This is a genomic window from Micromonospora sp. NPDC048063, from assembly GCF_043202855.1.
GTDB lineage: Bacteria > Actinomycetota > Actinomycetes > Mycobacteriales > Micromonosporaceae > Micromonospora.
Genome location: NZ_JBIDBG010000006.1, coordinates 342,561 through 356,274 on the forward strand (window position 1 = coordinate 342,561; position 13,714 = coordinate 356,274).

9 protein-coding genes are annotated in these 13,714 nt (G+C 72.6%); 5 read left to right on the forward strand and 4 right to left on the reverse strand.

What is annotated here, in order from left to right; genetic code table 11:
• Positions 1-50: 50 nt before the first annotated feature.
• Both ACGFZ2_RS18305 and ACGFZ2_RS18310 read right to left on the reverse strand, forming a co-directional pair.
• The gene (locus tag ACGFZ2_RS18305) at positions 51-704 is read right to left on the reverse strand and encodes an MBL fold metallo-hydrolase (protein WP_350709178.1); all 654 of its coding nucleotides are present in this window, start codon (positions 702-704) and stop codon (positions 51-53) included.
• 6 nt (positions 705-710) lie between these two features.
• Entirely contained in the window at positions 711-1,427 is a 717-nt protein-coding gene (locus ACGFZ2_RS18310; protein ID WP_393454897.1) for a maleylpyruvate isomerase family mycothiol-dependent enzyme, read from the reverse strand.
• Positions 1,428-1,600: 173 nt separating this feature from the next.
• Here ACGFZ2_RS18310 and rsgA point away from each other — a divergent pair, with 173 nt between their 5' ends.
• The 4 genes from rsgA (at position 1,601) to uvrC (ending at position 8,846) form a co-directional block, all read left to right on the forward strand.
• Complete coding sequence (gene rsgA / locus ACGFZ2_RS18315; RefSeq protein WP_393454900.1) at positions 1,601-2,653, forward strand: ribosome small subunit-dependent GTPase A; 1,053 nt, start codon at positions 1,601-1,603, stop codon at positions 2,651-2,653.
• Positions 2,654-3,045: 392 nt separating this feature from the next.
• Positions 3,046-5,985 (forward strand): excinuclease ABC subunit UvrA, encoded by a 2,940-nt coding sequence (gene uvrA / locus ACGFZ2_RS18320; protein ID WP_393268939.1) that lies wholly within the window; start codon positions 3,046-3,048, stop codon positions 5,983-5,985.
• 149 nt (positions 5,986-6,134) lie between these two features.
• On the forward strand, positions 6,135-6,617 hold the full coding sequence (locus ACGFZ2_RS18325) for a Rieske (2Fe-2S) protein (RefSeq protein WP_393454903.1): 483 nt from the start codon (positions 6,135-6,137) through the stop codon (positions 6,615-6,617).
• Positions 6,618-6,869: 252 nt separating this feature from the next.
• On the forward strand, positions 6,870-8,846 hold the full coding sequence (uvrC, locus tag ACGFZ2_RS18330) for an excinuclease ABC subunit UvrC (protein ID WP_393454906.1): 1,977 nt from the start codon (positions 6,870-6,872) through the stop codon (positions 8,844-8,846).
• A 94-nt stretch (positions 8,847-8,940) separates the two neighbouring features.
• On the opposite strand, the gene ACGFZ2_RS18335 is transcribed toward uvrC, so the two are convergent.
• On the reverse strand, positions 8,941-9,108 hold the full coding sequence (locus ACGFZ2_RS18335) for a hypothetical protein (RefSeq protein WP_393454909.1): 168 nt from the start codon (positions 9,106-9,108) through the stop codon (positions 8,941-8,943).
• 235 nt (positions 9,109-9,343) lie between these two features.
• Between ACGFZ2_RS18335 and ACGFZ2_RS18340 the strand changes: the two genes are divergently transcribed.
• Positions 9,344-11,581: a hypothetical protein gene (locus ACGFZ2_RS18340; RefSeq protein WP_393454911.1), complete on the forward strand. Its 2,238-nt coding sequence runs from the start codon at positions 9,344-9,346 to the stop codon at positions 11,579-11,581.
• Positions 11,582-11,716: 135 nt separating this feature from the next.
• Here the strand turns inward: ACGFZ2_RS18340 and recQ are convergent, their stop codons facing one another.
• Positions 11,717-13,555: a DNA helicase RecQ gene (recQ, locus tag ACGFZ2_RS18345; protein ID WP_393268928.1), complete on the reverse strand. Its 1,839-nt coding sequence runs from the start codon at positions 13,553-13,555 to the stop codon at positions 11,717-11,719.
• Positions 13,556-13,714: the final 159 nt, after the last annotated feature.

Consider the following 13,714-nt stretch of genomic DNA (forward strand, 5'->3'; position numbering starts at 1 on the left):
CAACGGGGGGAGCGGGGCCGGGCGCGCGACGCACCCGGCCCCGCCGGTGCTCACCAGCCCCGGGCGCGCCACTGGGGCAGCGCCGGGCGCTCCGCGCCGAGCGTGCTGTCCTTGCCGTGGCCGGGGTAGAACCAGGTGTCGTCGGGCAACCTGTCGAACAGCTTGTGCTCCACGTCGTCGATCAGCGCGGCGAAGCGCTCCGGGTCCTTGTCGGTGTTGCCGACCCCGCCGGGAAAGAGGCTGTCGCCGGTGAACAGGTGTGGCGTCCCGGCCGGGTCGCGGTAGAGCAGCGCGATCGAGCCGGGGGTGTGCCCCTTGATGTGGATGACCTCCAACGCGCAGTCGCCCACCGGCACGGTGTCGCCGTCGGCCAGCGTCTCCGCCTCGATCGGCAGCCCCGCCGCGTCGTCGGCGTGCACCAGCGGGCGGGCGCCCGTCTTGGCGACCACCTCCTCCAGCGCCACCCAGTGGTCCATGTGCTGGTGGGTGGTGACCACGGTGCCCAGCCCCGCGTCGCCGACCAGGTCGAGCAGGCGCGGGGCCTCGTTCGCCGCGTCGATCAGCACCTGCTCGCCGGTGGCCCGGCAGCGCAGCAGGTAGGCGTTGTTGTCCATCGGGCCCACCGACACCTTGGTGATGGTGAGCGCGTCGAGCTCGCGTACGGCCGGCGCACCGCCGGGCGTGACGTCTCCGCTGTAGGTCATCGTTGGCTATATCCATTCCGGTGGTTGCGGCAGGGGGCCGTCGGGGGTGACGGCCAGCACGGTGCCGGGGCTGCGGCCGATCAGCCAGGCGGCGAGTTCGGGGGCGGAGCCGGCAACCGTGGGCGCGGCCGAGCGGTCGCCGACGACGAGCTCGTGCCGGCTGCCGTCGAAGCGCAGCACCATCGGCGGCACGTCGGCGCGGCCGGCGAGGTCGCCGGCGACCTCGTGCAGCAGCCGGTGGCCGAACGACTCGGGCCAGTCGGCCGGTCGGTAACCGGCGTCGAGGTCCACGTGGTGCACCTCGATCTCGCGCAGCCGGCCCCAGACCAGCATGGCCGTCGGCCACGGGCCGCGCCGGGTCTGGACCGTGCCCGCCCACGCCTCGACGGGCATCGCCGCGACCGCCTCGGCGAACCGGTCGGCCGAGCGGCGCAGGTCGTCGAGGTGGGCCTCGGGCGGCCGGGGAGCGCCGGCCTCGATGTCGGCCTCCCGGGCCGTCGCGGAGGCGTACATCGGGACGGGCTCGCCGGTGCGGGCCGCGGTGAACAGGTTGACGAATCCGTCGGCGTTGCGGGCCAGGTGTGCCAGCACGTGCCCGCGGGTCCAGCCGGGCAGCAGGGAGGCGGCGGCGACGTCCGCATCGTCGAAGGTGGCCGCGGTCCGCAGCAGGCGGTCCGTGGCCGCGTCCACCTCGCCGGTCAGCAGGAGTGGATCAGTGGTCACGTACCGACCCTAACCGTCGGGCCGCCCCGAGTCGCCGGGGAAATCGCTTTCGGCGCGTCGTCGCGCGCCCTACCGTCGGCGTCGGACGCGGCACCGGAAGTCGGGGAGGAGGTGGTGACGTTGCCGGTCGCAGCACGCGTGCACCACCCGCTCCGACACCGACAAGGAATGCCATGACCATCGATATCACCGCCCTCGGCTGGGACGCCGACCGGGCGGCACACGTACGACGGCGCAACGACCACCGCCCGGGCCGGGTGGCCCGGGTGGACCGGGGCGTCTGCACCGTGCTCTGTGCGGACGGCCCGGTCCGCGCCACCCTGGGCGGGGCGGTCCTGGCCGCCGCCGCCCGGGACCTGACCCGCCTGCCCTGCGCCGGCGACTGGGTGCTGCTGGGCACCTGGCCGGACCGCAACGTGACCGTGGAGGCGGTGCTGCCGCGGCGCACCGCCCTGGTCCGGCGGACCGCCGGCAAGGACGCCAGCGGCCAGGTGCTGGCCGCCAACCTGGACGCCGCCGCGGTGGTGGAGCCGGTGCACCCGGAACCGGACACCGGCCGGATCGAGCGGCTGCTGTCCCTGGCGCACGAGTCGGGCGCCCGGCCGCTGGTGGTGCTCACCAAGGCCGACCTGGCGGCCGACCCGCAGGCGGTGGCACGCCAGCTCACCGCCGTCGCCCCCGGGGTGCCGGTGCTGGCCGTCAGCGCCGAGCGCGGCACCGGGCTGGAGCCGCTGCGCGCCGAGGTGGCGCCCGGCCGCACGCTCGGCCTGCTCGGCCCGTCCGGTGCCGGCAAGTCGAGCCTGGTCAACGCGCTGGCCGGGGCCGTGGTGATGCCCACCCAGGCGATCCGGCGCGTCGACGGCAAGGGCCGGCACACCACCACGTGGCGGGCGTTGGTCCCGGTGCCCGGCGGCGGGGCGGTGCTGGACACCCCGGGGGTACGGGCCGTGGGCCTGCTGGACGGCTCGGCGGGGCTGGACCGGGCGTTCGCCGACATCGCCGAGCTGGCCACCGGCTGCCGGTACGCCGACTGCGGGCACGACGGGGAGCCCGGCTGCGCGGTGCGCGAGGCGCTGGAGAACGGCGAGCTGCCGGCGCGGCGCTGGGAGAGCTGGCGCCGGTTGCAGCGGGAGGTGGCGTACGAGAGCCGGCGGCGCGAGGCGCGGCTGGCCGCCGAGCGGCGCGGCGGCTGGCGCTCCGCCCGCCGGCGGGCCGCCCGCCCCTGACGGGGTCGTCGCGCGACAGCGGCCGGTCGGCGCATGGCGCTCGACCGGCCGCGGGCGTTCGGCGCGGGCGTTCGGCGCGGGCGTTCGGCGCGGGCGTTCGGCGCGGGCGTTCGGCGCGGGCGTTCGGCGCGGGCGTTCGGCGTGGGCGTTCGGCGTGGGCGTTCGGCGTGGGCGCTCGGCGCGGGCGCTCGGCGCGGGCGCTCGGCCCGTGCCAGGGGGTGGCCGGCGGCGCGGCCGACCGGGCTGAGCTGGGGGAATGTGCCGGCGGGGAAAAGTGTCGTACCTCGGGGCTAGAGTTGCCGGGGCGCCTTTCCTGTGCGCAGACAACCGCTCAGACCAGTCTCAGAGCGGACATTTCCTCCTCATCTTCTTCACCCGGGAGTACACGGACAGTGGCCGACCGACTGATCATCCGTGGCGCGCGCGAGCACAACCTGCGTGACGTCAGTCTCGACCTGCCCCGGGATGCCCTGATCGTCTTCACCGGGCTCTCCGGGTCGGGCAAGTCGAGCCTGGCCTTCGACACGATCTTCGCCGAGGGGCAGCGCCGCTACGTCGAGTCGCTGTCGTCGTACGCGCGGCAGTTCCTCGGCCAGATGGACAAGCCGGACGTCGACTTCATCGAGGGCCTCAGCCCGGCCGTCTCCATCGACCAGAAGTCCACCTCGCGTAACCCGCGCTCGACGGTGGGCACCATCACGGAGGTCTACGACTACCTCCGGCTGCTGTTCGCCCGCATCGGCGAGCCGCACTGCCCGGTCTGCGGCGAGCGGATCTCCCGGCAGACCCCGCAGCAGATCGTCGACCGGGTCCTCGCCATGGCCGAGGGCACCCGGTTCATGGTGCTCGCGCCGGTGGTGCGCGGCCGCAAGGGCGAGTACGTCGACCTCTTCGCCGAGCTCCAGGCCAAGGGCTACGCACGGGCCCGGGTCGACGGCGTGGTGCACCCGCTGACCGAGCCGCCGAAGCTGAAGAAGCAGGAGAAGCACACCATCGAGGTGGTGATCGACCGGCTCGCCGTCAAGCCGAGCGCCAAGCAGCGGCTGACCGACTCGGTCGAGGCCGCCCTGGGCCTCTCCAACGGCCTCGTGCTGCTCGACTTCGTCGACCTGGCCGAGGGCGACCCGGAGCGCGAGCGGCGCTACTCCGAGCACCTGGCCTGCCCCAACGACCACCCGCTCGCCATCGAGGACCTGGAGCCCCGGGTCTTCTCCTTCAACGCGCCCTACGGCGCGTGCCCCGAGTGCACCGGCATCGGCACCAAGAAGGAGGTCGACCCGGAGCTGCTCGTCCCCGACCCCGAGCGCAGCCTGCGCGAGGGCGCCATCCAGCCCTGGTCGACCGGGCACAACCTGGAATACTTCCTCCGCCTGCTGGAGGCCCTCGGCGAGGCCGAGCACTTCGACGTCGACACCCCGTGGCGAGCCCTGCCGTCCCGGGCGCAGAAGACGATCCTGCACGGCTCCGACGACCAGGTGCACGTGCGCTACCGCAACAAGTTCGGCCGAGAGCGCTCCTACTACACCGGCTTCGAGGGCGTGGTGCAGTGGATCGAGCGCCGGCACACCGACACCGAGTCGGAGTGGTCGCGCGAGAAGTACGAGGGCTACATGCGGGACGTGCCGTGCGCGGCCTGCGGCGGCGCCCGGCTCAAGCCCGAGGTGCTCGCGGTGACCCTGGCCGGCAAGAGCATCGCCGAGGTCTGCAACCTGTCGGTCGGCGAGGCCGCCGACCTGCTCGCCGGCATCGAGCTGACCGACCGGCAGAAGATGATCGCCGAGCGGGTGCTCAAGGAGATCAACGCCCGGCTGAAGTTCCTGCTCGACGTCGGCCTGGACTACCTCTCCCTGGACCGCCCGGCCGGCACCCTCTCCGGTGGCGAGGCGCAGCGCATCCGGCTGGCCACCCAGATCGGCTCCGGCCTGGTCGGGGTGCTCTACGTGCTCGACGAGCCGTCGATCGGGCTGCACCAGCGGGACAACCACCGGCTCATCGAGACCCTGGTCCGGCTGCGGGGCCTGGGCAACACGCTGATCGTGGTCGAGCACGACGAGGACACCATCCGCACCGCCGACTGGATCGTCGACATCGGCCCGGGCGCCGGCGAGCACGGCGGCAAGATCGTGCACAGCGGCTCGGTGCCGGCGCTGCTGGAGAACCCGGAATCGGTGACCGGGGCGTACCTGTCCGGCCGCCGGTCCATTCCGACGCCGCAGCAGCGTCGCCCGCAGACCCCCGGCCGGGAGCTGGTCGTGCACGGCGCGCGCGAGCACAACCTGCGCAACCTGACCGTGTCGTTCCCGCTGGGTCAGCTCATCGCGGTCACCGGGGTCAGCGGCTCCGGCAAGTCCACGCTGGTCAACGACATCCTCTACGCGGTGCTGGCCAACCAGATCAACGGCGCGCGGCTGGTTCCCGGCCGGCACACCCGGGTCTCCGGGCTGGAGCACGTCGACAAGGTGGTCGGTGTCGACCAGTCGCCGATCGGGCGGACGCCGCGGTCCAACCCGGCCACCTACACCGGGGTCTGGGACCACGTCCGCAAGCTCTTCGCGGAGACCACCGAGGCCAAGGTCCGGGGGTACGGTCCGGGCCGGTTCTCGTTCAACGTCAAGGGCGGACGCTGTGAGGCGTGTTCCGGCGACGGCACGATCAAGATCGAGATGAACTTCCTGCCCGACGTGTACGTCCCGTGCGAGGTCTGCAAGGGCGCCCGCTACAACCGGGAGACCCTGGAGGTCCACTACAAGGGCAAGACCGTCTCGGACGTGTTGGAGATGCCGATCGAGGAGGCGGCGGAGTTCTTCTCCGCCATCCCGGCCATCCACCGGCACCTCAGGACGCTGGTGGACGTCGGCCTGGGCTACGTCCGGCTCGGCCAGCCCGCGCCGACGCTGTCCGGCGGCGAGGCGCAGCGGGTCAAGCTCGCCTCGGAGCTGCAGAAGCGCTCCACCGGCCGGACGGTCTACGTCCTCGACGAGCCGACCACCGGCCTGCACTTCGAGGACATCCGCAAGCTGCTGATGGTGCTGGAGGGGCTGGTCGACAAGGGCAACACGGTGATCACGATCGAGCACAACCTCGACGTGATCAAGTCGGCCGACTGGCTGATCGACATGGGCCCCGAGGGCGGTCACCGGGGCGGCACGGTGCTCGCCACCGGCACCCCCGAGGAGGTCGCCGAGGTGCCCGAGAGCCACACCGGGCAGTTCCTGCGGCAGGTGCTCAGGCTCGACGGCGAGGCCAAGGGTGCGGCGGCGGCCACCTCCCGGGCGGCCAAGGCCAACGGCGCGAAGTCCCGCGCGCGGAAGGTCCCGGCCGGGGCCCGCTGAGGCGCCGGCACCCATCCGGGCGGGCCGCCGGGCCCGTCTGGCCAGCCTGGCACTCGCCGACCGGGTGAACCGTCGGGCACAGTGTTGCGTGTACCCGAGCATGGCCGCGGATCATCACTGGGCGGCGGCAGCCGAGAGAGAGGCAAGGCATGAGTGACGAGCAGGAGCTGACCGGGCCGGCGACGCAGACCCGGCGTGCCCTTCTCACGGGCGCCGGCGCGGTCGGCGCTGCGGTGGTCCTGGCTGCCTGCGGCAGCGACGACTCCGGCGGCGGCGCGGCTCCGACCAGCGGCGGCCCGGCGGTGCCCAGCAGCGGCGACGCCGGCGGCGGTGACCGCGCGGGTGCGCAGTCGTTGGCCCGCACCGCCGACATCCCGGTCGGCGGCGGCGCCGTATACCCCGCCCAGGGCGTGGTGATCACGCAGCCGACCGCCGGTGATTTCAAGGCCTTCGACTCGATCTGCACGCACCAGGGCTGCCCGGTGACCAACGTCGACGGCGGCACCATCAACTGCACCTGCCACTTCAGCAAGTTCTCCATCGAGGACGGCTCGGTGAAGGGCGGCCCGGCCACCAAGCCCCTCCCACCGAAGAACATCAAGGTCACGGGCGACCAGATCTCGCTGGCCTGACCGGACGCACCGCGGCCGGCGACCCCACCGGGTCGTCGGCCGTCGTCATCCCGTCGTGGCGTCCGCCGTCGCCGTCGCCGTCGTCCGCCGGCCGGCTGGCCGGGGCTCCCCGGAGGGCGGCCGGCGGCAGGAACCGCTCCAGCACCAGGATGCCGGCCGCGCCGCCGGCGGGTCGTCCACCAGGGCAGGGCGGGCAGGGCGGCGCCGCGCTCCTGACGGGGGCTGTCGGGGGTGCGGACTAGGCTTGCTGCCGTGGCTGACCCCTCGACCTACCGTCCCGCGCCCGGCACGATCCCGGAGTCACCGGGGGTCTACCGGTTCCGCGACGGCACCGGCCGGGTGATCTACGTCGGCAAGGCGAAGAACCTGCGCAGCCGCCTCAACTCCTACTTCGCGGACCTGTGGGGCCTGCACCAGCGCACCCAGCAGATGGTCACCACCGCCGAGTCGGTCGACTGGGTCACGGTCGGCACCGAGGTCGAGGCGCTCCAGCTCGAATACACCTGGATCAAGCAGTACGACCCGCGCTTCAACGTCCGCTACCGCGACGACAAGTCGTACCCCTACCTGGCGGTCACCCTCGACGAGGAGTTCCCGCGTCTGCAGGTGATGCGGGGCGCCAAGCGCAAGGGGGTGCGCTACTTCGGGCCCTACTCGCACGCGTGGGCGATCCGCGAGACGCTCGACCTGCTGCTGCGGGTCTTCCCGGCCCGCACCTGCTCCGCCGGGGTGTTCAAGCGCGCCGGCCAGGTCGGCCGCCCCTGCCTGCTGGGCTACATCGGCAAGTGCTCGGCGCCGTGCGTCGGCAGCGTCACCCCGGAGCGGCACCGCGAGATCGTCGACGGTTTCTGCGAGTTCATGGCCGGCCGCACCGACACGATGGTCCGCAAGCTGGAACGGGAGATGACCGAGGCCAGCGAGCAGTTGGAGTTCGAGCGGGCGGCCCGGCTGCGCGACGACATCGCCGCGTTGCGCCGGGCGATGGAGAAGCAGACGGTGGTGCTCGGCGACGGCACCGACGCCGACGTGGTCGCGTTCGCCGACGACCCCCTGGAGGCGGCCGTCCAGGTGTTCCACGTCCGCGACGGCCGGGTCCGGGGCCAGCGCGGCTGGGTGGTGGAGAAGACGGAGGACCTGACCACGGGCGACCTGGTGCACCACTTCTGCACCCAGGTCTACGGCGGCGAGCAGGGCGAGGCCGACGTGCCGCGCGAGCTGCTCGTGCCGGAGCTGCCCGCCGACGCCGTCGCGCTGGCCGACTGGCTCTCCAGCCACCGGGGCAGCAGGGTGACGCTGCGGGTGCCGCAGCGCGGCGACAAGCGGTCCCTGCTGGAGACGGTCGAGCGCAACGCCAAGGACGCGCTCGCGCGGCACAAGCTGCGCCGCGCCGGCGATCTGACCACCCGGAGCAAGGCCCTCGACGAGATCAGCGAGGCGCTCGACATGCGCACCTCGCCGCTGCGCATCGAGTGCTTCGACATCTCACAGATGCAGGGCACCGACGTGGTGGCCAGCATGGTCGTCTTCGAGGACGGGCTGCCCCGCAAGAGCGAATACCGACGGTTCATCATCCGTGGCGCCACCGACGACCTCTCCGCCATGTCGGAGGTGCTGCGCCGCCGCTTCGCCCGCTATCTCGACGCCCGCGCCGAGACCGGCGAGGTGGGCGTCGAGCCGGCCGACGACCCCGACGCCCCGGCCGGGCAGGCCGGGCCCGACGAGCCGCGGGTCGGCACCCTGATCGACCCGACCACCGGCCGGCCGCGCAAGTTCGCGTACCCGCCGCAGCTGGTGGTGGTCGACGGCGGCGCGCCCCAGGTCGCGGCGGCGGCCCAGGCCCTCGCGGAGCTGGGCGTCGACGACGTGGCGCTCTGTGGCCTGGCGAAGCGGCTGGAGGAGGTCTGGCTGCCCGACGACGAGTTCCCGGTCATCCTGCCGCGCACGTCCGAGGGGCTCTACCTGCTGCAACGGGTGCGCGACGAGGCCCACCGCTTCGCCATCACCTTCCACCGGCAGCGGCGCTCGAAGCGGATGACCGAGTCGGCGCTGGACAGGGTCCCCGGCCTGGGCGAGGTGCGGCGCAAGGCGCTGCTGCGGCACTTCGGCTCACTCAAGCGGCTCTCCGCCGCCACCGTCGAGGAGATCACCGAGGTGCCCGGCGTCGGTCGGCGCACCGCCGAGGCGATCCTCGCCGCCCTCGGCGGCGGTGAGCCGCCCGCGCGGTCCTGACCGCCAGTCCAGACGCCTCTGCTCCGTGCCGGCCGGCCCTTCCGGGCCCTCGCCTTCCTCCGGGCCCCGAGCTGCCGGCGGTACGGCCACCGGCTCACGCCCACCGAGCCGCCGCCGCGTCCGACTGCGCCAGGGTATTGACATCCGACACGTTCGATATACGGTCAAGGCCGTAATGCGGCCCCTTGATGGTGGGCAGGAAACCGTCGACAAGCCGCGAATCCTCCTTCCGCCACCGCTCCACGGAGGTCGACTTGCTCATACCGATGCGGAAACTGCACCTGGCCATAGCGGCCGGTGTCCTCATGGCGTCAACGGGTAGCGGGGCTCTCGCCGCTGCGCCGGCCCAGCCGCTGACCGTGGACTCGGTCGTGCGGAATGGTGGATTCGAGGATCCTGCCTCGGCCACTGCAATTCCGGGCTGGACCCAAAGATACGGGACGGGCGGCTTCAGCGTTGTCGCATCGCCGACGCGCGGCGGGTCGCAGGCGCTGTCCATGGAGGATCCCAGCAACACCGGCCAGTTTGGCCTGCTCAGCGACCCGGTGCCGGTGATCGCTGACCAGAGGTACGACTTCGGGGCCTGGGTGCTCGTCAAGCGCGGCATTCCGTCGATCGTCGTCTACTACTACGACGCGGCGGGGCGGCAGCTGTCCAGCAGCACGCACCGCATCTACTACGGCGACCCGACCGCCTGGGCCTGGGAAGGGGTGACCGCGACAACCCCCGCGGGGACGGCCACCGCCCGGATCCTGCTCTACTCGTCCACCGCCGATGTCACCAGCGTCACCTGGGACGACGTCACGTTCCGGCGCGCTGTGCCGCGGACCGAGACCTCCATCGGGCACCCGGTGGTGGCCGCCAACATCCTCGACACCGCGTACGGCGTGGGGCCCGACGGTCGCGAGGAGATATACGCCGTCACCACGGGTACGCCCGCCCGGTTCGAGGTGATCGACGTAGCGTCCGGCGATCTCAGGCACGCGGTCTCCCTGCCCGCTGGCGCACAGGGATCATGGACGGTCATCACCGGCGGCGACGGCTCGGTCTACGTCGGTGCCTACAACGACGGGGCGCTCTACCGCTGGTCGCCGTCGACGGCGAAGCTGGAGTCGCTGGGCCGGGCCACCCCGAACGCCCTGTACCTGTGGGACCTGGAGGTCGACGAGAACGGCATCGTCTGGGGTGGCACCTACCCGAAGGGTGAGGTGTTCAGCTTCAACCCCGCCACCGGTGACTTCACCAGCTACGGCAGCGTCTCGGACGAGGCGTACGTGCGCAGCGTCGCCGTCGCCGACGGACTCGTCTACGCTGGCCTCGGCAGCTCGAAGCCGCGCATCGTCGTGCTCGATCCCGGCACCGGAACCCGGCGCACCATCGAACTCCCCGCCGAGCACCGCGACAACGAGTTCGTCTACTTCCTCGACATCCGGGGCGACACGATGTTCGCCCGGGTCACCCCGGGCAACCACCTGCTCGCCTACGACCTGAAGCGAGGTGAGTGGGCCACCGATCTCGGGCCGACCTCGTTCGGCAGCGTGTCGGAGCCCGGGCCGCGACGGGACGTCTACTACATCGACGCGGCCGGTGAACTGCGTGCCTACAACCTCACATCCGGCCAGGTGCGGGGGACGGGCATGAAGAACCTCAAACCGGCGCGGGACTTCGGCTGGGTGCACCTGGGCAGCGCGGACTTCCCGGGCAACACGCTCGCGTTCATGTACCAGACCGGCGAGCTGGCCCTCTACAACCCGGTGACCGGAAAGCACGACATCCGCCAGGCCGATGTGGAGACGGCACCAATCAAGATCCAGTCGATCGGCCGGGGACCCGACGGTCGGATCTACACCGGCGGTTACATGTACGAGGGGGTCTCCGCGTACGACCCGGCAACGGGGACCACCGAGCAGCTGCCGCGCGGGCACGTCGGGCAGGTCGAGGGGATGCTGGCCCACGACGGCGACCTCTACCTCGGGACGTACACCCGGGCCAACCTGTACCGGTACGACCCGACCCGGCAGTGGGACGGCACCACCAACCCCGAGCACATCGGCGCCCTGGAGCACCTCGAGCAGGACCGGCCGTTCGCCTGGGCGTCCGTGGGTGACCGGGTGGCCTTCGGCACCGTCCCCTCCTACGGCAAGCTCGGCGGGGTGCTCGGCCTGTACGACCCGCAGACCGGGGAGCTTGTCACGCACCGGGATGTCGTTCCGGGCCACAGTATCGTGTCGCTGGCCGCGGCGGGCCAGGTGCTCTTCGCCGGCACCTCCGTCCACGGTGGGCTGGGCTCCACGCCGACGGACCGGACCGCGAAGATCTTCGCCTGGGACACCACCCGCGACGCCAAGCTGTGGGAGATCACGCTCAGCCCGGAGGTCGAGGCCGTGACCGCCCTGACCGTCGCCCCGAACGGCAACCTCTGGGCGATCGACATGGGTCGGTTGTACGAGCTGGACCCGGCCACCGGCCAGGTGCTGCGCAAGACCCAGCTCACCCCGTACCTGTGGCAGGGGGCCGCCGTCTGGGTCAGCGCGGACCTCGAGTTCGCCGAGGACGGCACCCTGTACGCGTTGAGCCGGGGCAACCTCTTCCAGATCGATCCGACGACACTGGAGCCACGGAGGTTGGCCAACGGGATCACCAACTACACCTTCGCCCGTGACGGGCACACGTTGTACTACACCCGTTCCGACGAGGTGTTCCGCCTCAGCCCTGAGGCAGACTCCGCCGGCTGATCCGGACCGCCGGGCCGCTCCGGCGACCAACCGCGATCGGGTCGGGAGGTTCTGCCTCCCGACCCGATCGTCGCGCCCGGCGAACCCGTCGCCGGCAGCCACGGTCGAGTAGCCGGTGGCTCGACCGGCCGCCGGTCACTCGGCCAGGACGGCCAGGATCTGCTCGCCGTACTTGGCGAGCTTGTTCTCGCCGACGCCGCTGACCTGGGACAGCTCCGCCAGGGACGCCGGCGCGTCGGTGGCGATCTGTCGCAGCGTGGCGTCGTGGAAGATCACGTACGCCGGCACGCCCTGCTCCTTGGCGGTGGCGGCGCGCCAGGCGCGCAGCCGCTCGAAGACCCCGGCGGCCGCCGGGGACAGGTCGGCCACGACGGTGGCCGCCCCGCGTGGCTTGGCCGCCCGGGGCGAGGCGACCCGCTCCGGCTCGCGCCGCATCATCACCGTGCGGCGGCGGCCCAGCACCTCCGCGCTGGCCTCGGTCAGGGCCAGCGTGCCGTAGTCGCCCTCGACCGCCAGCAGCCCCTCGGCCAGGAGCTGGCGCACCACGCCGCGCCACTCGGCCTCGCGCAGCTCGCCGCCGATGCCGAACACGGTCAGCGAGTCGTGGCCGTACTGGGTGACCTTGTCGGTCGTGCGGCCGAGCAGGATGTCGACGCAGTGCCCCGCGCCGAAGCGCTGGTTGCGTTCCCGGTCGAGCCGGAACACCGTGGAGAGCAGCTTCTGCGCCGCGACGGTGCCGTCCCACGACTCCGGCGGGTCGAGGCAGGTATCGCAGTTGCCGCAGGCGGCCGTGGCCTGCTCGCCGAAGTAGTCGAGCAGTTGGGCGCGGCGGCAGCGGACCGTCTCGCAGAGCGCCAGCATCGCGTCGAGGTGGGCGGCGAGGTTGCGCCGGTGGGCGAGGTCGCCCTCCGAGGTCTCGATCATCTTGCGCTGCTGCACCACGTCCTGCAGCCCGTACGCCAGCCAGGCGGTCGACGGCAGCCCGTCCCGCCCGGCGCGGCCGGTCTCCTGGTAGTAGCCCTCGACGGACTTGGGCAGGTCGAGGTGGGCGACGAAGCGGACGTCGGGCTTGTCGATGCCCATGCCGAAGGCGATGGTCGCCACCATCACCAGGCCGTCCTCGCGCAGGAAGCGCTGCTGGTTTCGCGCGCGGGTCGCCGCGTCCAGGCCGGCGTGGTAGGGCAGCGCGGCGATGCCGTTGGCGGTGAGGAACTCCGCCGTCTTGTCCACGGAGGCGCGGGACAGGCAGTAGACGATGCCGGCGTCGCCGGGGTGTTCGTCGCGCAGCAGGCCCAGCAGCTGCTTGCGGGGCTCGCGCTTGGGCACGATCCGGTACTGGATGTTGGGCCGGTCGAAGCTGGCCACGAAGTGCCGGGCGTCGGTGAGCTTCAGCCGGGTGGCGATCTCGGCGCGGGTCGCGCTGGTCGCGGTGGCCGTGAGCGCGATCCGGGGCACGTCCGGCCAGCGTTCGTGCAGCATCGACAGGGCGAGGTAGTCGGGGCGGAAGTCGTGCCCCCACTGCGACACGCAGTGCGCCTCGTCGATGGCGAACAGGCCGATCCGGCCCCGGTCGAGCAGCTGCTGCACCGGGCGGGTGCCCAGCGCCTCCGGGGCGAGGTAGAGCAGGTCCAGCTCGCCGCCGACGAACGCCCGCTCCACCGCGCGGCGGGCGTCGAGGTCCTGCGTCGAGTTGAGGAAGCCGGCCCGCACGCCGACCGCGGTCAGCGCGTCGACCTGGTCCTGCATCAGCGCGATCAGCGGCGAGACCACCACCGCCACGCCGTCGCGCACCAGCGCCGGGATCTGGTAGCACAGCGACTTGCCGCCACCGGTCGGCATCAGCACCAGCGCGTCGCCGCCGGCCACCACGTGGTCGATCACCTCCTGCTGGAAGCCGCGGAAGGCGTCGTAGCCGAACACCCGGCGCAGCGTCTCCAGGGCGTCGGAGGTGCGCAGGTCGGTGGGGGAAGCCATCCGGGGATTCTACGAACCGCCCCCGACACCCGGCGCACCCGAGCGCACGCGCCGCGCCACGACGGCGTCATGGGGTAGCGGTGCCATCCGGCCGACGGCGCCGCGATCTTGCACTTTATGCCCTCGGATTGCGCGATAGGCCCGATATGCCGGGGCGGC